Raw genomic sequence first — 17464 nt, forward strand, 5'->3', positions numbered from 1 at the left:
CGCCGCCCACGATTCCGGGCATGACGAAGAACCGCGAAATCCTCATCTCCGGCGCCAGCGTCGCCGGCCCCGCCCTCGCCTGGTGGCTGCGTCACCACGGCTTCCGCCCGACCATCGTGGAACGGGCCCCGAGCCCGCGCGAGGGCGGCTACAAGGTCGACATCCGCGGCGTCGCCGTCGACGTGGTCCGCCGGATGGGCCTGCTCGACCAGGTGCACGCGGCGAGCACCGGCATGCGCGGAGCGGCGTTCGTGAACAAGCGCGGCAAGGAGATCGCGATACTGGACGCCGACACGTTCGGCTTCCGCCACGGCGACGACACCGAAATCCTGCGCGGCGACCTCGCGAAGGTCCTCTACGAAAGCACTCGCGACGACTGTGAGTACGTTTTCGGCGACTGGATCACCGGTCTCGACCAGCGTGACGACGGGGTGCTGGTGACGTTCGCCCACGGCGAGCCGCGGCGGTTCGATCTGGTCGTCGGCGCGGACGGCCTCCATTCCGGGGTCCGCGCGCTGGCGTTCGGCCCGGAAGAGGACTTCCTGCGCCGGTTCGACGCCTGCATCTCGATCTCGACGGTGCCCAACACGTTCGAACTGGATCGCTGGGAGCTGTTGCATTCTGCGGCGGCCGGCAAAATGGTCAACGTCTACAGCACCGCCCGCGCCGACGACGCGAAGGCCGCGTTCTGGTTCAGCGCGCCGTCCACGGCCTACGACCACCGGGATGTGGAAAGCCAGAAAGACCTCGTGGCCGCCCAGTTCACCGACCTGGGCTGGGAGATCCCCGAGCTGCTCGACGCGATGCGCCAGGCCGACGACTTCTACTTCGACCAGGTGTGCCAGATCCACGTCGACCGTCTTTCGGCGGGCCGCGTGACCCTCGTCGGTGACGCGGGCTATTGCCCGTCCCCGGCGTCGGGTCAGGGCACCAGCCTCGCCTTGGTGGGCGCCTACGTCCTGGCAGGTGAGCTGGCCGCCGCTTCGGGCGACTTTTCGGCCGCGTTTTCGCGGTACGAGGCGGAAATGCGGCCTTACATCGAGAAGAACCAGGCTTTGGCGAAGACGGCGCTGAGCGGGATCATCCCGCGGTCGCGGGCGTTCGCGTGGATCAACACCCGGATGATCAAACTGATGCCGTACCTCCCGGGCCGTAACCGGGTCCTGGAACAGATGGCCCGCCCGGTCCGCGAAGCGGCGAACGCCTTGGTGCTGAAGGACTACGCGACGGCCGTGCACTGAGTGTCCGCGTCGGTGGTGGGTCTGTGAGGGCCTTCGGGCGGGTCTGCGGGTGTCGCGAAAGCCACTTTCGAGACACGTGACGTCCCGAAAGTGGCTTTCGCGACACCCGCAGCAGGCACGCTGGCCGAGATCAGGCACTGGGACGACTCCGCGCGCCGGCCCGCGACGCTCCGTGGACCGGACCGCCGGCGCGATTGGTCCGGATTACTCCGATCGGCCCTGCCGGGAAGGACCTCCGGCGAATAAGTTGCGGCTAACAACAAATCCTGCCGTCGACGAAGCCTGTGGGAAGGACCGCGATGAAGTCTCCGAAGAGGCGCCGGGCGATAGTCGCGTTGGCGGCCGCGGCCGCACTCGTTGCACCCGCACCGGTGACCGCCGCACCCTTGGCGGACGCCCCCGGCGCGCCGGGCACCGGGTCGGCCTGGACGACCGGCGGCAAGGAAGGTTTCGGTACCGCCACCGCTGCCGCGTCGAAGGTGTGGTTCACCCTCGGCCAGGGCATCGGCCACGAGATCTACTACCCGACGGTGGACGTCGCCAACGTCCAGGACCTGCAGTACGTCGTGTCCGACGGCGCCGGTTTCACACAACTGGAACGGGACAGCACCACCAAACGACTGGAGCTCACCGATCCGCGCTCGCTGAGCTACCGGCAGATCAACACCGCCGCCAACGGCCGGTACCGGATCACCAAGACCCACACGGCCGACCCCACCCGGTCCACCGTGCTGATCCAGACCCGGTTCGAGGTGCTCAGCGGGGGACCGCTGCAGCTGTACGTGTTGTACAACCCGTCGCTGAACAACAGCGGCATGGGGGACACCGGCGCCACTTCCGGCGGGCAGCTGGTCGCTTCGGACGGGCCGGTGTCCAGCGCTTTGGCGGCCTCCACCGGTTTCGTCAAGGCGACCAGCGGCTACAGCGGGACCGCGAGCGATGGCTATGTCGACTTGAGCGGTGATCACGTTCTCGGCACTCAGTACGACTCGGCCTCCACGCCCGGGAACCTGGTGCAGCTGGGGCAGATTCCCGTGAACACCGACACCACTTTCACCCTCGCGGTCGGATTCGGTGGTGATCGCGGCGCCGCGTCGGCGAACGCGTCGGCCTCACTCGCGAGCGGGTTCGCGGCGGCGGACACCGCGTACCGGTCCGGCTGGAGCGGCTACCTGTCTTCGCTGACCGCGGTTCCCCGCTCGATCACCGGCGCCGGTTTGACCACCCAGTACAACGTCGCGCTGATGACCCTCAAAGCCCACGAGGACAAGACCTACCCCGGAGCGAACGTCGCCTCACTCACCAATCCGTGGGGTGAGGCGAAGGACGCGAACGGGACGGGGGACTGCGGTTACCACGCCGTCTGGTCTCGCGACCTCTACCAGGTATCGACAGCGCAGATCGCGGCAGGAGACTCGGCCGCGGCCAACCGTTCGGTCGACTATCTGTTCACCGTCCAGCAACGACCGGACGGTTCGTTCCCGCAGAACACCCGGCTCGACGGCACCAACTGCTGGACCAGCCTGCAGATGGACGAGGTCGCCTTCCCGATCGTGCTCGCGTGGCAACTGGGCCGGTCCGACGCGGGGATGTGGGCGAAGGTGAAGAAGTCCGCGGACTTCCTGGTCGCGCGCGGTCCGTCCACCCCGCAGGAACGCTGGGAGGAGAACGGCGGCTACTCGCCGTCCACCATCGCCGCGGAGATCGCCGGGCTGATCTGCGCGGCGGACATCGCCGAACGGAACGGGGACACGGCTAGTGCCGCCCGGTACCGCGAGACCGCGGACGGCTGGCAGGCGCGAGTCAGCGCCTGGACGTTCACCACTTCCGGGCCGCTCGGTGACGGCCGGTACTTCCACCGTATCGACGGAAACGGTGACCCGAACGACGGGCAGAACATCTTCCTGCGGAACGGTGGCGGAAACCACGACGAACGCGCCGTCATCGACGCCGGCTTCCTGGACCTCGTACGCCTGGGCGTGAAGCCCGCCGCCGATCCGGACGTCGCCGCCTCGCTGCCCGAAGTGGACTCGACGCTCAAGGTGAACACCCCGAACGGTCCGATGTGGTACCGGTACAACCACGATGGCTACGGCGAAACCGCGTCCGGCGGTCCCTACACCGGCGCGGGCGTCGGACGGTTGTGGCCACTGCTCACCGGTGAGCGCGGGGAGTACGAACTGGCCAACGGCCGCGAGGCGACGACGCATCTGGCCGCCATGGCCGCGTCGGCGAACCCGGGCTACCTGATCCCCGAACAGGTCTGGGACCGGCCGGGTTCCGGCGGCTTCACCTTCGGCGAAGGCACCGGAGCGGCGACCCCGCTGGCCTGGTCGATGGCGCAGTTCGTCCGGCTGGCACACTCGATCGACGCGGGTGCGCCGGTCGAGACACCGTCGGTGGTCAAGCAGCGGTACACGAAAGCGTGCTCCGGTGTCTCGGCGAAGTTCACGGTGAACGCCACCACCTCGTGGGGGCAGAACATCTTCGTCGTCGGCGACCGTGCCGAACTCGGAGCGTGGGACCCGGCGAAGGCCGTCCCGCTGGCGTCGATCGACTATCCTTTGTGGACCGCGAACGTCACCCTTCCGCAGGGAACCGCCTTCCAGTACAAGTACATCCGCAAGGAAGGCGGCGCCACCACCTGGGAATCGGGTGTCAATCGCGCCGGTGCCGCCTCGGGTGGCTGCACGATGGCGCTGAACGACACCTGGCGGCCTTGACCCTGAGGCCCTTCGCGCCCAGGCGGTCCCTGGCGGAGCCGGCCGGCAGCGCCTAGGACGCGACCGTGAACTCCAGTGCCCACCGGCCGTCCGTCACCGGGACCGCGCCGCGGAAGGCGAGTCCGCATCCGGTGGCCAGTCCGGTCAGCTCCTCGACCGTCCTTTCCTTGCTGCCGAAGCACATCAGCATGAACAGATCGATCGCGGTGTCGGCACCGTGTCCCCGTACCGGCTCGATCAGCACGACGGATCCGTTCGGTGCGGCGGCACGGCGGCAGCCGATCAGGATCTCGCGGGCGTGCTCGTCGTCCCAGTCGTGCAGGATGTCGGACAGCAGGTAGGCGTCGGCCCCCGTGGGCAGGGGGTCGAAGAAGCTGCCGGGCACGGCGCTCGCCCGGTCGTCGAGTCCGGCGACCTTGAGCCGTTCGGCCGCGGCCGCCGCTGTCGGCGGCAGGTCGAGGATCCGGCCGCGGACGCCGGGATGCGCCCGCAGGATCTCGATGAGCAAGGGCCCGTCACCGCCGCCGACGTCGACGATGTCGGGGAAGCGGCTCCAGTCGTACTGCCGGGCGATCAGCGGTGCCTGCTCGCGGAACCGCCAGTTCATCTGGGCGTCGAACGAGGTCCGCAATTTCGGCTCGGCGTCGAGGTCGGCCCAGAAATCGCGCCCGTACCGGTGAGGATAGGCGGGTGCGCCGCTGGTCATCACTTCGAGGAGATCGACGAAGGCGAGTTCGGCGCGGCCCCCGGCGCAGGTGATGTCGAGCAGGGGTTTGATCCCTTCCGGGGCGTCTTCCCGCAGTTGGGCGCCGAGGTCCGTCGGCCGGTAGCGACCGGATTCCGTGTCCAGGTCGAAGACCTCCATCGCGACCAGGTGATCGAGCAGGCGGCTCAGCGCCGGCGCGGAGGTCCCGGTCAGGGACGCGAGCCGCTCCGCCGTCGCTCCGGCGGTCCCCGCGTGCTCTGCCAGGCCGAGCGTCGCGGCCACCCGGACGGCCATCGGGGTGGCCAAATCGGCCAACGGCATGATCGACCGCTTCACGGTGGGTTGGTTCATTCTTCAAGCCTATCCAGTAGTGGTTCAGTGGTATAGACCGGTGGTCTTCGCGATACCAGCTTCCCGCGGGCGAAGGCAAGAGCGGCCTCGGTCCGGGCGGCCCGGGTGGCCCTGCAAGTGCGGAAGTTCCGCACTTGAAAGACTTCTTTACTCGTCGATCGTGATGAGGTTTGCCGGTTCGGATCCGCTGCTCATATGGTGGCCGAGGCAATCCGCCGAAAAGCCGCCGGCCGTCCGTACTCACCGGAAGCGGGCAAAGCAATGAATGGACGTGATTTCCATTTCTCGTCGAAATCTTGAATTGCCGAACTGGCCGCAGTACGACGATTCCGAAAAGGTCGCCCTCCTGCGCGCCCTTGAGCAGAGCGGATGGTGGCGCTTCGGCGGGCAGGAGGTGTCGGAGTTCGAAAAGGAGTTCGCCGAATACCATGGCGCGCGCAACGCGCTGGCGGTGACGAGCGGTACCCACGCGCTCGAACTCGCCCTCCAGGTCATCGGCGTGGGGCCGGGGAGCGAGGTCATCGTCCCGGCGTTCACCTTCATCTCGTCGTCGCAGGCCGTGCAGCGACTGGGTGCGGTGGCCGTGCCGGTCGACGTCGATCCGGACACCTACAACATCGACGTGCGGGCGGCCGAGGCCGCGGTGACCGAGAAGACCCGCGCGATCATGCCCGTCCACATGGCGGGTCTGCTCGCGGACCTCGACGCGCTGGCCAAACTGTCCGCCGACGCCAGTGTGCCTTTGGTGCACGACGCCGCGCACGCCCAGGGCGCCGAGTGGCGGGGCACGCCGCTCGGCGAGCTTTCGACCATCGCCGCCTACAGCTTCCAGAACGGCAAGCTGATGACGGCGGGGGAGGGCGGCGCCGTCACGTTCTCCGATTCGCACGAGTACGAGACCGCCTTCCTGCGGCACAGCTGCGGCCGCCCGCCGACGGACCGCGTCTACCAGCACAAGATGTCCGGCTCCAACTTCCGGATGAACGAGTTCTCGGCGAGCGTCCTGCGGGCCCAGCTCGCCCGGCTCGGCGGTCAGATCGATGTGCGCGAACAGCGGTGGCCGGTGCTTTCCGGGCTGCTCGCGGGAATTCCGGGTGTCCTGCCGCAGGGAACCGATGACCGGTGCACCCGCAATCCGCATTACATGGCGATGTTCCGGGTCCCGGGGATCACCGTGGAGCAGCGACGCCAGGTGGTCGACGAACTCATTTCGCATGGCATTCCGGCGTTCGTGGCATTCCGCGCGATTTACCGGACCGACGCCTTCTGGGAAATGGCCGCTCCCACCACGGACCTCGACACCATCGCCGCCCGGTGTCCCAACGTCGAAGCGATTACCGGTGACTGCATCTGGCTGCACCATCGGACGCTGCTCGGCACCGAAGAACAGATGACCGCCGTCGCGGAAATCGTCGCGGACGTGGTCGCGAAGGTGGTCGTCTCCTGATGTCCGAGGAGCTGATGGCGGGCCCGGCCGTTGACCACCGGGGCCTACCCGCCGGGACCGCCTTGACCGCCGTGGTCTTCGACCTCGACGGCGTTCTCGTGAACTCGTTCGAGGTGATGCGCCTCGCGTTCACACACGCGTTCCGGGAGGTGGTCGGCGACGGCGAACCGCCGTTCGAGGAGTACCTGCGCCACCTCGGCGGATATTTCCCCGAGATCATGCGGAAGATGGGCCTTCCGCTCGACATGGAAGGCCCCTTCGTCCGCGAGAGCTATCGGCTGGCGGACCGGATCGAGCTCTATCCGGGCGTGCGTGAACTGCTCGACGAGCTGCGCGAGCGCGGTATTCCCTGTGCGGTCGCGACCGGCAAGGCGGGGGTGCGCGCCCGATCGCTGCTCGACGGGCTCGGCGTACTGGACCGGTTCGCGCACGTGATCGGCTCGGACGAGGTCGACAGGCCCAAACCCGCTCCTGACATCGTGCTCCGCGCTCTCACGTTGATGGACGTCGGCGCGAGCGAAACGATGATGATCGGCGACGCCGTCTACGACCTGGAGGCCGCGCGAGCCGCCGGTGTCGCCCCGGTCGCGGCCCTGTGGGGGGAGTGCGATCCCGGCGCGCTCCTCGCGGCCGGTCCGGTCGCGAGCCTGGAAAGCCCTGACGAACTCCTCGCCTTCGTGCTCGCGGCGGGGAAGTAGGCCGGGATGACCATCGAGCAGCTCCTCGCCGGAGACGGGCGGGCAAGCCTCGTCGTGGAGGATGTCGAGTGGGCAGGCGAAGACCTCCTGCGTGCGGGCGATCAGCTGGCCGACGAGATCTCCCGGCGGTTCACCGGGGTGCGGATCTTGACGGCCTCCACCGCGAACGCCGCCCTGATCGTCGCCGCGGTGACCGCGGCCGGCCGGTTGCGCGTTCCCGTGCTCCTGCGTGACCCCGGCGCCGCCGGCACCTTCGGGGCCACCGGCCAAGTGCTGATCGGCGACCGGTCGACGGCCGGGCGCCCGGTGACGATCACCGGAAACCTCGAGTGCCACCTGGAGCGTCGTGACGAGGGATCCGGGTCGCCGCTGCCGGAGGAGGTACCGGGTGACTCGATCCTCTTTCAGACCTCGGGTTCGACCGCCGCGCCCAAGGCGGTGGTGAAGCCGGTCGGCGCCGTTCTCCGCGACGGCGTCCGGATCGCGGACGCGCTGCACGGCGACGGCGCCCGGGACGGAATCGTCTGTGCCGCACCGGTCTACCATTCCTACGGATTCACGCACGGGTTGCTCGCTGGACTGCTGGCCGGCGCGAAGACCGTTTATCGCGCGCCTTCGTCGCTGCCTCAGGCGCTCGCGAACGTCGTGGCCCGCACCGGTTCGGGCACGCTCGTCGCGCTGCCCAACCACGTGCACATGATCGCCGCGGCGGCCTCGGCCGACTTCACCGGATTGCGGCAAGTGGTGTCCGCGGGTGCTCCCTTGCGACCGGAAGCGGTGGCCCGGGTTTGCCGCGATCACGGCTTCCGGCTCCTCAACGCCTATGGGGCGTCCGAGGTGGGCACGATGGCGATCACCTCGTTGAAGGAGACGTCGGCGCCGGGCAGCATCGGCGTGCCGCTGGACGGCGTCGAGGTCAGGATCGGGCCGGGGGACGGTGAACTCCTCGTCCGGAACGACTCGTTCGCCGCCGGCTATCTCACCGAAGGGGAGATGCGCCCGCTGCCGACCGACGACGGCTGGTACCGCACCGGCGACCTCGCCGAACAGGACGCGGACGGACTGCGTATCACCGGCAGGCTCGGCGACCTGATCAACATCGCCGGACGGAAGACCCGCCGCTCCCGGCTGGAAGCCGTCCTCTCGGCGCATCCGGACGTGTCCGAGATCCAGGTGCTCGTCGTCGAGGACAAGGTGCGGGGCGAGTTCCCGGTGGCGAGAGCCGTGGTCGCACCGGGGCGCGAGCGCCCGGACCTGCTCCGCTGGAGCCGTGACCGGCTCGACGTTTTCGAGGTGCCGCGGCAGATCGAGTGGGTCGACCGGCTCCCGCGGACCTCGACCGGAAAGTTGATCTATGCGCCTCGCGCCGAAGACGTGGGCCAGTGACGCTGGGAAGGATGAAGCATGTCGAACACCGATGAGGCCGTGACCGACGTCGTCGACCTCTACCGGGCGCGGGAGGAGTTCTACCGCGACCCGCAAGCCGTCATGAAATCCCTGCAGGAAGCCGGACCCGTGCACCAGGTGCGGCTGCCGTTCGATCTGCCTGCCTGGCTGGTCGTGGAGGCGGAAGCGATCCGCGAGCTGCTGTTCGATCAGACGCTGAAGGCAGGACCGCGGTTTCTCGGGGTCGCGCATCCGGACGGGGGTGGCAATTCGACACTGGGGATGCTCACCTGCGACGAGCCGCGCCACGGGCAGTTGCGGCAGATGGTCGCTGGCGCGTTCAAGCCCAGGGTCATCGCGCAGATGGCGCCTCGGCTCGAAGAGATCGCCGACGAATTGCTCGGTCAGCTCCACGAAGGCGACGAGGTCGAAATCATCGACGCGTTCGCGTACCGGTTCGCCCTGGAGATGATCATCGAGATCGTCGGCGTGCCGCTGGTCGATCGCACCCTGTTCCGGCACTGGACCAACGAAACGGTGAGCGACGGCGACGACTCGGACGCCATCAGGGCGGCACGGGAACATCTGGAAGACGTGCTGCGCCGGACCTTGCGCGACGGTGACGGAACCAGCCTCGCCGAGCGGATGGCGAAGGCGGAAGGACCCGACGGCGCCTCCCCGATGACCTTCGACGAGCTGGTCTCGATGGTGTACCTGCTGCTGATCGCGGGTCACGAAAGCTCGACCAACCTGATCGCGAACACGCTGGTGACGGTGCTCGAATCGGAGGAACTGACCGCCGAGGTCCGGTCGGGGAACGTGGACTACGAGACGCTCGTCGAAGAGTCGCTGCGGTTCGACACGCCGCTGATGATCTCGACGAGCCGGATCACCACGTGCCCGGTCTCCGTCGGCGGGAAGACGATCCCCGAGGACGAGATGATCTTCTTCTCGTGGGCCGCCGCCGAACGCGATCCGTCCACAATGGACAAGCCGGACGAGTTCGACCCGCATCGCAAGCGCAGCCGGACGCTGGCTTTCGGCGCCGGTACGCATTACTGCCTCGGTGCGAACCTCGCCCGGCTGGAGGCCGTGGTGGCACTGCGGGAACTCTTCACCAGGTTCCCCGCCATGCGGCTGGCCAAGCCGCCCAAGCGGTGGGCCAGCACGGTGACCCGGGGGATCGAAAGCCTGTTCATCCGCTTGTAGCCGCGAAGGAGTGAAGCTGATGGTGGACACCGGGAAACGGCCGCTCGGCCGGACCGGGCTGACCGTGTCCCCGGTGACGGTGGGCGCGGCGGGCTGGCGACATTGGGCCGACGGTTCCGGACCGACTCGCGCGCGCACCGCGGAGCTGATGCGCCGCCTGGTGAAGGACGGCCGGATCACCGTGGTGGACACCTCGAACAACTATGGCGAAGGAGAGAGCGAGCGGCGGATCGGTGGTGTGCTGGCCGAACTCGGCGGCACACCACCGGGTTTCCTGGTACAGACCAAGGCGGACCGGCATTTCACCGGGGATTTCTCCGGTGCGCGGATGCGTGAGTCGCTTCGCGAAAGCCTGGACCGGCTGGGGCTGGACCGGCTGCCGATGTGCTATCTCCATGACCCCGAACACACGTCGTACGACGGGGTCCTCGGGCGTGGCGGGGCGGTCGAAGCGCTGCTCGAAGCCAGGGACGAAGGTCTCATCGAGCATCTCGGCGTCGCCGGTGGACCGACCCCGCTGCTGTGCGATCTGGTGGCAACCGGTCACTTCGAGGCCCTGATCACCCACAACCGCTGGACGCTGGTGGACCGGTCGGCGGACAAGCTGCTGGACCTGGCCGCCGAACGCGGTCTCGGGGTGTTCAACGCCGCGCCGTACGGAGGCGGGCTGCTGACCGCCTGGCCGCTGGAGCGGACCCACTACGCGTACCGGGAGGCACCGCCCGCCCTCCTCGCGGCGGCGGACGCGATCGGGCGGCTGTGTGCGGAGGCGGGGGTGCCGATCGCGGCGGCTGCGCTGCGGTGGTCACTTCGGGATCCGCGGATCACGTCGACGATCGTCGGCGCGGCGAGCCTGGGCAGCTATGAACGGACGCTGGCGCTGGCCGGCACGGTGATCGAAGACGCGCTGATGACCGAGATCGCCGCGGTTTCACTGGATGAGCGCACCTGGCAGGACAGTCCGGCCGGGTAAGCCGAGGAGGATGGGATGAGCAAGCGACCACGTGCCCGAGTCGCCACCGGACTGGTGGAGGGTGAGGCGGGGGACGGGATCTTCGCGTTCCGGGGTATCCCGTTCGCCGCTCCGCCGGTCGGCGCGAACCGCTTCACCGAGCCCCGGCCGGCGTCGCCGTGGGACGGGGTCCGCGATGTCGCCGGGTTCGGCACCGCGCCGCCCGGCCCGCAGGCACCGACGACCGATGACGAATGGCTGACCCTGGCGGTCTGGACACCGGAACTCGGTGCTGCCGGGTTGCCGGTGATCGTGTGGATCACCGGCGGGGCGTACCTGCAGTGCACCACCGCGAATCCGCATTTCGACGGGGCGAGGCTCGCGGGCGGCGGTGCGGTGGTGGTCAGCGTCAACTACCGCGTCGGGGCCGAAGGGTGGGCCCATGTCGACGGTCACCCGGACAACCGCGGGCTGCTCGACCAGATCGCCGCGCTGCGGTGGGTGAAGGACAACATCGAGGCTTTCGGGGGCGATCCCGGCAACGTCACGGTGTACGGCCAGTCGGCCGGTGCCGGTTCGTGCGCGGCCCTGCTGGTGATGCCGAGGGCGGCCGGGCTGTTCGAGCGCGCCATCCTGCAGAGCCTGCCCGGCACGTACTTCACGCCGGAACTGGCCGCGGACGTGACCAGGCACATCCGCGCCGAGGCCGGGGTCCGGGAGCTCGCCGACGTGGATCCGCCGCGGTTGCTGGCGGCGGTGATGGCGGTGAGCGAGCGGATGGACTCGCGGTGGGGCCCCGTCGCCCACACTCCGACGCCCTTCTCCCCGGTGGTGGACGGCGAGATCCTGCCCGTCGACCCCTGGGAAGGACTCGCTTCGGGGCGAGCGAATCGGGTCCCGATGCTGCTCGGTCACACCCGTGACGACGCCAGGATGCTCGCCGCCCGGCTCGGTCCCGCCGAAGACGCCGCGGTGGAGGAGCTGATCGGCGCCCTCGTGCCGACCGTGGACGCGGACCGCTACCGCGCGGAGTTCCCCGGGCTCGACGCGGCCGGGCTGCGGGAGATCGCCCTGGGGGACTGGCTGCTGCGGATGCCGACGCTGAGGCTGGCCGAAGCCGCGCAAGCGGGTGGGTCGCCGGTCTGGTTTTCCGAGCTGTTCTGGGGCTATGGCCCGGAAGGCGCCTGCCACATGCTGGACGCGTCACTCGTCTTCGGCACCACCGATGTGAACGGCGAGGTCACCGCCGCCGGCCCCGCCGTGGTCGAACAGCATCGCGTGCTTTCGGAACTGATGCGAGCCGAGTACCTCGCGTTCGCCGCGACCGGCGACCCCGGCTGGGCCCGCTTCGAACCGCGTGAGCTTGCCACCCGGATCTACGACGTCGCGCCTTCGGTCCGGCGCTATCCGGAGGAACGGTCCGCCGCGGTCTGGCGTGACCATCGGTTCGGCGTCGTGGACCTGGCCCGGATCGACGCCTGAACCCGGCCTTCGCGCTGGGGCCGGTGGTGTTGTGAAAGCCACGTTCGCAACCGTCAGCGTTGCGAACGTGGCTTTCGCAACGCTGCCTGGCGAGACCGACCTGCCCGGCGGGGAGGCGGCCACCCGAACAGGACAACCTGCCATGACGGAAGGCCCCTTTCTCGCGCCAGGAGCGAGAAAGGGGCCTTCTACGTACCTCGTTCAAGCACCCGGTCCGGGAGCGCCGGCCGATCGGTACAGCCGCTCGATGATGTCGATCGTCCGGGTCACTTCGGCGGTGGCCACGCCCCGCTGTCCCGGATCGGTGAGCAGCGCCGGGAGGTGGTCGAGCTGACGGCGGTACTCCGTCCCGCGGGCCTCTCGCGCGGGCTCGATCACCTCGGCCTGCCCGTCGCGGTGCAGCACCAGGGATCCGTCCACGCCGTTCGGACTCAGGCCGAAGGTGCACGTCAGCTCGGCACGCGCGTCGGCACCTTCGAGCACGATGCGGGTCACGTCGCGCGCGGAGTGCGACGCCCAGGCCGCGCACACGCTGAACAGGGGACCGCCGTCGAGCGCCAGAACGCCGCGAACGGTGTCTTCGACGTCCTTCGGTGCCATCTCGTGTGAAGGGCCGTCGGGCGAGTCCCCCCGCCACGTCGCTTCGGCGCCCGCCTTGGCGAGGAAGTCCGCCGAAACGGCGCCGGTCACCTGCGTCACCCTCGGCCAGGAAAGCATCCGCATGCCGAGGGTGATCAGGTGCCAGCCCAGGTCGACGAGCGCCCCGCCCCCCGCCCGGCGGCGTTCGGTGAACCAGCCGCCGGGCGCGGGAATGCCGCTGGCCCGGATCCACGACAGCTCCACCGAACGCAGCGGACCGAGGTCCGGCAGGAGCCCGCGCAGGGCCATGACGTCCGCGCGGTACCAGGCCGCGGTGCCCGAGAGCATCCGCGCGCCGCCGGTGCGTTCCGCGGCCGCCAGTGCCGCCGCCTCTGCCGGACTCACACAGACCGGCTTCTCGACGAACGTGGGGATTCCCTGCTCCAGCAACGAAACCGCGGTGGAGGCGTGCAGATGGTTGGGGGTCGCGACCACGGCCAGGTCCACATCGCCGCTCCCGAGTTCGCCGGGATCCCGCAGGAGCCGCGCGGCCGGGAACCGGTCGGTGGCCCAGGCGGCCGCGGCCGGGTCCGGATCGTGCACGGCGACGACGGTGAACCCCGGATGCTCCAGGATCCTCGGCGCCCACAGCTCGCGGACGGCCCAGCCGAGGCCGATGAGGGCCAGACGAATCTCCATGGTCGTTCCTTTCCCTCGCGGCCCGGTCAGCGCGGCTTGCCGCCCAGCCGGACGATGCTTTCAGCCAGTGATCCGATCGAGTTCGCGCTTTCGATCGCCTGGTCCTGATCGGCGAGGTCGACGCCGAACTCCTCTTCCGCCTTGGCGAGCAACTGGACGATGGCGATCGAGTCGAATCCGGCGAAGTCCGTGAGCGAGGTGTCCTCTTCGAGCGCGGATTCGTCGCAGCCGGGCACCAGTTCCACCACCCACGCGGTCAGCCGCCGTGCGATCGCGGCGTGCGCGGTGGTTTCCGTTTCGTTGATCATCCGAGGCCTCTCAGTCGGTTCCGGTGACGGGGGAAAGGGCGAGCTTGAACGCTTCGACGGCGGGGAGAGCCCGCCGGGCCGAAAGCTGGTCGAGCGCGAAAGCTTCCATGGCGACGAGGACTTCCCGCGGCTCGGCGGCAGGCAGGGCGCACCGGTCGAGCATCAGCTGGGGAGCGGGCCCGCCCTCGCCGTTGCGGATCTCGACGTGGAACTTGTCGTCGTAGTAATGGAGGACCTGCGGCGGCCCGATGACGGTCTTCGACCGGAGCGCGCGGATCTCGGCATCGGACAGCGGCTCCTGCGGTCTGCTGGTGACCGCGGTGTCGCGGAAGTCGTTGTGCATGGCGTCGAACCGGTCCGGCGGGATGACCTCCGCCAGCTGCTCCATGCGGTACCGGCCCATCGAGTACCCGCGGATGCTCGCGGCCATGGTGCGCCGGACGACCTCGTCGAAAACCGCGTCGCCGACCTCCACGTCGAAGGCGCCCGACTGCGCCATGTTGCCGATGTAGCGTTTCTCGGCCTCGGTGAACCGGTTGGAGATCATGCAGCGGATCGCGCTGGTGGCCCGGCCCGAAAGCAGGGAGACCACGGTCGCCGACATCGCCGCGAAAACGGCGGGGGAGGTGACCTTGTTCCGGTCGGCGATCCGGTCGAACGCGGCGCCGAGCGCGGGCGAGCACATGGCGACGCGCACCCAGCGCGGCTCCCGCTCGGCGGACGGTTCCCGGGGGAAGTTCGTGACGTCGACCCGTTCCCCGAACCGCCGCCACCGCTGGATCGTGCGCTCGTTGCGCAGGACCCCGCTCGGACCGTTCTCCTCCTGTGCCTGCGCCACCGGGGTCAGCAACGGCAGGTCTTCGCCGTAGCGGCCATCACCGGCCAGGCGCGCGGCGAACTCCTCGTGGAGACGGTTGCGTGCCAGGCCGTCGATGGACAGATGCGACACGACGATCAGCAGCCAGGCAGGGCGCTGTCCGAAGTGGACGACGGCGAACCGGGCGGGAAGCCCTCGGTCGACGTCGAACGAGCGGTCGGCGAACCGGACGAGCAGCTCCTCCGGCGAGGAGTCCGGGTCGTGCTCCAGCCGGACGTCGTACTCGCCCGAGGCGAGGACCTCCTGTCTGCCCGACCCGTCGGCCGCGTCGAAGTACCGGGTCCGCAGCGATTCGTGCCGCACGACGACGTCCCGGATGACGGACAGGACGTCGTCGAGGGTGCGGCCTTCGGGTATCTCGACGCGGCAGCTGACGTTCAGATAGGCGTCGTGCGGATGGAACATCTTGACCGCGCCCCAGATCCCGAACTGGGACCAGGTCATCGGCGCGATCGCTCCGGCCAAGCCGGAGAAACGCACCTTCGCCGACGTGATTGCCGAGGTAGTCATGTGCGGGTCGACCTCCTGGAGAACAGTCAGATGGTGGTGAGGACGTCCGTGAACCGTTCGACGAGAGCGCCGGCCTGACCAGGATTGAGCCGGGGGTCGCAGGCCGATCTGTACCGCGCGTGATCCGGTCCGGTCGACAGATCCGCGCTCTCGTCCACGCATTCGCTCACCTCGTCGGGGGTGATCTCGAGGTGCAGCCCGCCCGGATGCCGCCCGTGGCGGTGGAGTACGGCGCAGAACTGCTCGACCTCGTCGGTCAGCCTGCGCAGGACCCTGGTCTTGAGTCCCTGCGCCGAGCGGACCGTGTTGCCGTGCATCGGATCGCTGAGCCAGACCACGTTCGCCGCGTGCTCGCCGAGGGCCCGGACGATCGGCGGCAGCCGCTCGCCGATCCGGTCGGCGCCCATCCGGACGATCAGGCTCACCCGCCCCGGCGGCCGGTTCCAAGCCAGTCGTTCGACCACGGCCAGTATCTCGGCGGGGTCGGCTTCCGGGCCGATCTTCACCCCGACGGGATTGGTGATCCCGTCGGCGAAACCGATATGCGGTCCGCCCGGCGCGCGGGTGCGTTCGCCGATCCAGACCATGTGCGCCGACGACGCGAAGACCTCGTCGCGGACCGGGTCCGTCCGTCTCAGCGCGTGTTCGTACTCCAGCAGCAAGGCCTCGTGGCTGGTGTAGACCGCCGGACCGGCCGCGAGGGTCTGGAGTGCGCGCGCGGCGTGCGCGTAGGCGAGCAGCAACCTGCGCGGGTCCGGTCGCCTGCCCGCCGCCGTCGGCGCCAGATCGTTGACCGCGTCACCGAGGTAGACGGGAACCTCGGCGTCGTCGGCGCCGATCTCCGCCCGGTGTGACCGCGGTTTGGCGTACTGGCCCGCCATCCGCCCGATCAGGATCGGCGCCCGGCCCGTCCGGCTCAGGCTCTCGCCGAGCCCGGCCAGCTGCGCGGTCTTGGCCCGGATCGCCTCCGGCCCCGACTCGCTGAACAACTCGGCGCAGTCACCCGCCTGCAGGACCACACGTTCCCCTCGCGTGACGGCCGCGAGTTCGCCGGCGAGGCGGGCGCACTGCTGCGCCTCCACCAGGGGCGGGAGCCGCCGCAGCAGTTCGATCGTGTCGCGCAGGACTTCCGGTTCCGGCCAGGTGGGCTGGTGCGCCGCGCCGACGAGGTCCGATACCGCGGTCACGATCCGCCTCCGCGAACCTCGTCGGAGAACTTCATGGTGAGCACGCCTTCGATCTCCAGGAGCAGCTCGCTCCGGCAGATGTCCACGTTGAACAGCTCGAGCGGGACCAGCGGCCCGACCTCTTCGCGCAGCCTCCGCCGGACGTGCGGGACATCGCTTTCGTGGCGGACGTAGGCCTTGAGCATGGTGAAGGAATCCATTTCCACCTTGCCGCCGGTCTTCTCCGAAACGCTCGCGAGGAGGAGGCGAATGTTTTCGAGTGTCGTGTCGCATTGTCCGTCGAGATCGCCGACATGTGTCGATCGATGCCCGATGATGCTCGCCGTTCCGGACAGGAAGAGTTTTTCCGACGACGGCAGCAAGGTGGCGCGGGCGAAACTCGGCGAGCGAGGGCCGTATTCACGGGGATAGCGGTGAGCCGGAACCTGCCGCGGATTCTCGAAATGGAGGGGCGCGCCGGAGCGTTCGGCGATGAAGTAGACCACCACCCCGTCGCCGCGTGAGCCGATCCCGGTGGCGGCGGGCAGCCCGGCGGACATGTCCGTGCCCGCCTCTTCGAGCCCTTCGGCCCGTCCCTGGCAGAAGTCCCGGTAGACCTCCAGTCCGCCGGCGTTGGTGTGGTTGATGTCGGCGATGTGGTTCCACATGCGGACGAGATGGGGGTAGCCGAGGTCGTGCAGGAGCGTCATCGTGCGGCGGTAGACGGACCGGGTCGCCTCGCGGTAGGCCTCGGCGCCGGGCAGCCGGAACGTGCCGAAAAGATGCGTGCCGTCATGGCCGTAGACGATCCCGTCGCGAGCGCCCGACGTCACTTCCGACGCGCTCGTCCACACTTCGCGAACCGGTTGTTCCCGCTGCTCGCGCATCGCTATTCCGACCGTCGGGTAACCCGCAGTCAAATCCGGATTCCGGGATTGTCCGCCGAATTCGACGACGCCCAGTATTCCGCCGTAGTCCCGTAGAGGTGTGTCCGTAGAAACGGCAACATCGATCATCGGCGTCACTTTCGTCACAAGCATCTCACAGTGGCTTGTCGGAGTATTGCGAACGATCTGCTCCGCGAGTGCGAAGACCATCTCGCAGAACATTCTTCAGTGCAAATCTCTCTC

The 17464-nt window shown here is 69.0% G+C and carries 14 protein-coding genes; 8 read left to right on the forward strand and 6 right to left on the reverse strand.

The features are described 5' to 3' along the window. Window positions 1-20: 20 nt before the first annotated feature. Window positions 21-1241, forward strand: a complete 1221-nt coding sequence (locus B0293_RS03925; protein WP_005163623.1) for an FAD-dependent monooxygenase — start codon at window positions 21-23, stop codon at window positions 1239-1241. A gap of 299 nt (window positions 1242-1540) precedes the next feature. Continuing rightward, window positions 1541-3964: a glucan 1,4-alpha-glucosidase gene (locus B0293_RS03930; RefSeq protein ID WP_039916139.1), complete on the forward strand. Its 2424-nt coding sequence runs from the start codon at window positions 1541-1543 to the stop codon at window positions 3962-3964. Window positions 3965-4016: 52 nt separating this feature from the next. On the opposite strand, the gene B0293_RS03935 is transcribed toward B0293_RS03930, so the two are convergent. Then, window positions 4017-5021 carry a methyltransferase gene (locus B0293_RS03935; protein ID WP_039916142.1) on the reverse strand — a complete coding sequence of 335 codons (1005 nt, stop codon included), beginning with the start codon at window positions 5019-5021 and terminating at the stop codon, window positions 4017-4019. A gap of 265 nt (window positions 5022-5286) precedes the next feature. On the opposite strand from B0293_RS03935, the gene B0293_RS03940 reads away from it, so the two are divergent. The 6 genes from B0293_RS03940 to B0293_RS03965 are packed head-to-tail and all read left to right on the forward strand — an operon-like array spanning window position 5287 to window position 12195. Beyond that, the gene (locus B0293_RS03940) at window positions 5287-6468 is read left to right on the forward strand and encodes a DegT/DnrJ/EryC1/StrS family aminotransferase (protein WP_039916144.1); all 1182 of its coding nucleotides are present in this window, start codon (window positions 5287-5289) and stop codon (window positions 6466-6468) included. Further along, window positions 6468-7166 (forward strand): HAD-IA family hydrolase, encoded by a 699-nt coding sequence (locus B0293_RS03945; RefSeq protein ID WP_005152920.1) that lies wholly within the window; start codon window positions 6468-6470, stop codon window positions 7164-7166. Before B0293_RS03940 ends, B0293_RS03945 begins: the two co-directional genes overlap by 1 nt. Window positions 7167-7172: 6 nt before the next feature. Continuing rightward, complete coding sequence (locus B0293_RS03950; protein WP_005152922.1) at window positions 7173-8552, forward strand: class I adenylate-forming enzyme family protein; 1380 nt, start codon at window positions 7173-7175, stop codon at window positions 8550-8552. 18 nt (window positions 8553-8570) lie between these two features. After that, window positions 8571-9761: a cytochrome P450 gene (locus B0293_RS03955; RefSeq protein ID WP_005152926.1), complete on the forward strand. Its 1191-nt coding sequence runs from the start codon at window positions 8571-8573 to the stop codon at window positions 9759-9761. Window positions 9762-9780: 19 nt separating this feature from the next. After that, window positions 9781-10734, forward strand: a complete 954-nt coding sequence (locus tag B0293_RS03960) for an aldo/keto reductase (protein WP_005152929.1) — start codon at window positions 9781-9783, stop codon at window positions 10732-10734. A gap of 15 nt (window positions 10735-10749) precedes the next feature. Continuing rightward, window positions 10750-12195, forward strand: coding sequence for a carboxylesterase/lipase family protein (locus tag B0293_RS03965; protein WP_005152933.1), 1446 nt, complete (start codon window positions 10750-10752; stop codon window positions 12193-12195). Window positions 12196-12396: 201 nt separating this feature from the next. Here the strand turns inward: B0293_RS03965 and B0293_RS03970 are convergent, their stop codons facing one another. Genes B0293_RS03970 through B0293_RS03990 form a run of 5 tightly spaced genes read right to left on the reverse strand, consistent with a single transcriptional unit; the run spans window position 12397 to window position 17443 of the window. Further along, the gene (locus B0293_RS03970; RefSeq protein WP_005152940.1) at window positions 12397-13473 is read right to left on the reverse strand and encodes a Gfo/Idh/MocA family protein; all 1077 of its coding nucleotides are present in this window, start codon (window positions 13471-13473) and stop codon (window positions 12397-12399) included. A 26-nt stretch (window positions 13474-13499) separates the two neighbouring features. Then, the gene (locus tag B0293_RS03975) at window positions 13500-13781 is read right to left on the reverse strand and encodes an acyl carrier protein (protein ID WP_005152942.1); all 282 of its coding nucleotides are present in this window, start codon (window positions 13779-13781) and stop codon (window positions 13500-13502) included. A 10-nt stretch (window positions 13782-13791) separates the two neighbouring features. After that, window positions 13792-15168, reverse strand: a complete 1377-nt coding sequence (locus B0293_RS03980; RefSeq protein WP_005152944.1) for a condensation domain-containing protein — start codon at window positions 15166-15168, stop codon at window positions 13792-13794. Between the two features lie 26 nt (window positions 15169-15194). Continuing rightward, on the reverse strand, window positions 15195-16355 hold the full coding sequence (locus tag B0293_RS03985) for a 3-deoxy-7-phosphoheptulonate synthase (RefSeq protein ID WP_005152946.1): 1161 nt from the start codon (window positions 16353-16355) through the stop codon (window positions 15195-15197). Beyond that, window positions 16352-17443, reverse strand: a complete 1092-nt coding sequence (locus B0293_RS03990; protein WP_077241218.1) for an FkbO/Hyg5 family chorismatase — start codon at window positions 17441-17443, stop codon at window positions 16352-16354. Before B0293_RS03990 ends, B0293_RS03985 begins: the two co-directional genes overlap by 4 nt. Window positions 17444-17464: the final 21 nt, after the last annotated feature.

This window comes from Amycolatopsis azurea DSM 43854 (genome assembly GCF_001995215.1).
Classification (GTDB): Bacteria; Actinomycetota; Actinomycetes; order Mycobacteriales; family Pseudonocardiaceae; genus Amycolatopsis; species Amycolatopsis azurea.